The 1598-nt window shown below is 32.7% G+C and carries 2 protein-coding genes; both read left to right on the forward strand.

Annotated features, from left to right (window positions below; genetic code table 11):
• Positions 1 to 122 precede the first annotated feature (122 nt).
• A complete protein-coding gene (locus tag LIZ98_RS17395) occupies positions 123 to 599 on the forward strand; it encodes a hypothetical protein (RefSeq protein ID WP_227140396.1) in 477 nt (158 codons plus the stop codon).
• Positions 600 to 813: 214 nt separating this feature from the next.
• Positions 814 to 1452 (forward strand): M12 family metallo-peptidase, encoded by a 639-nt coding sequence (locus LIZ98_RS17400; RefSeq protein ID WP_052480333.1) that lies wholly within the window; start codon positions 814 to 816, stop codon positions 1450 to 1452.
• The last annotated feature ends 146 nt before the right edge of the window (positions 1453 to 1598 follow it).

Genomic DNA, 1598 nt, shown 5'->3' on the forward strand with positions numbered 1-1598 from the left:
TTTAATTGTCTGACTGCCTACTGCTTCAGGAGATACAGCATTTTGGCAAAGGCTCATATAAAACATTTACAACGTCTTCGGGAGAATATAGTTTTGAAAACGTTCGACCCGGAGATTACCTGATGAATATAGGTATCAATGATGTTAATTTTAAAACGGAGAAAGTCCATGTGGATGGTAACTTAACTACTTTTAATAGTATTGTAGGTTTAGATTTAGACAAATTTGCTGATGAAGTCATGGACAATCAAGTTGATGTTGAAGGCACTTCTAAAACAGACGATGCTAGCAATAGTGATAAAACTATTATTTTGGAGGAAGAATCTAATCAAGAATCAACTCAATACTCTGATGAAGAAGAAACCGTTTCATACAGCCATAAAGCTCCACATTTACAATGTTTAGATTATAATGGGCCGAATGCCCCCGATTCAAAACATGTTCATGACTGGAAACATTTTTATAAAAGTGATTGTTATTTAGCTGTGTATTATCGTTGTTCTACAGATCACATTAATGAATGGGAATATTGTGACGGTACCAGAAATTGTTCTCACAAAATCAACCATTCTAAGTACTATCACGCTCATAAGAGTTGAATTTAAGAAGGACTATACGGGCTTTAGACTCTTGATACCCTCTATCCAAGAGTCTAAAGTTTCCTTTCATTTCAGACTATTATAAAGACTACTTTTTAAAATAGTATAGTAGGAGGATCCAATGAAAGGTGTATTTAAAAATAAGCGTTTGGGAATATCATTAGATCAAGTGTTATCTATATTTAATTTAGAAGCTAGTAAGGATTAAGATAAAATGTTTAATAAAAACATGAAAAAAGTAATTTGTATTGTTGCGTCCCTACTCGTTCTTTCTACAACTATACTTTCAAGTTCAAGTGTTGAAAACAGGGCCACTAAAAAACATCCAAAATTAATTAGAACGGTAACAGTTTTATTGGTTGTGGATGAAGAATATAGGGGTAATTTTCCTGACTGGAAACAACGTGTTAAAAATATTTTAAATCAGGCTTGCGAGATTTTTTATGAACAGCATTCTATCATTTTTGAATTAAAAGCAATTGGAAAATGGAACTCTAACGGAAATTCCGCCAAAGAAATTTTTAATGATTTAAATACAAAATGGAATAAATATGATTTTGATTTTCTAATAGGAATTACTGCTGACTCTAACTTTAATGAGGCTGGAATAGCTAAAATATACCATTTTCCCCCGTCAAAAAGCGCAATTAGTTTAGTTAGTGATCAGGGAAGCAGGACTTGGAGAGCACTGGTTCATGAATTATCTCATAATTTTGGTTTAAATCATGATAAGGAAAATTCAAATGTAGAATGCTTTATGAATTACAGAACGATGTATTACGCAGGAACATGGGATAGATCTCATTTTAGACTAATAATAAAGAACCAGAAATGGTATGGCACTGTTAAATAACTATATTTTAAGAGGGATGAAGTCTGAAATTAGCACTTGGGAATGCACCTAAAAAAGTGGGCACAGCAAATAAGCCATCTGTGGATGACTGTTTACGGAATATTCGGATTAATGGTAAAAATTAAGTTGGTTCTACTAAAACACGA

The sequence above is a fragment of the Caldibacillus sp. 210928-DFI.2.18 genome, assembly GCF_020554505.1.
In the GTDB taxonomy this organism is placed as follows: Bacteria; Bacillota; Bacilli; order Bacillales; family Caldibacillaceae; genus Caldifermentibacillus; species Caldifermentibacillus hisashii.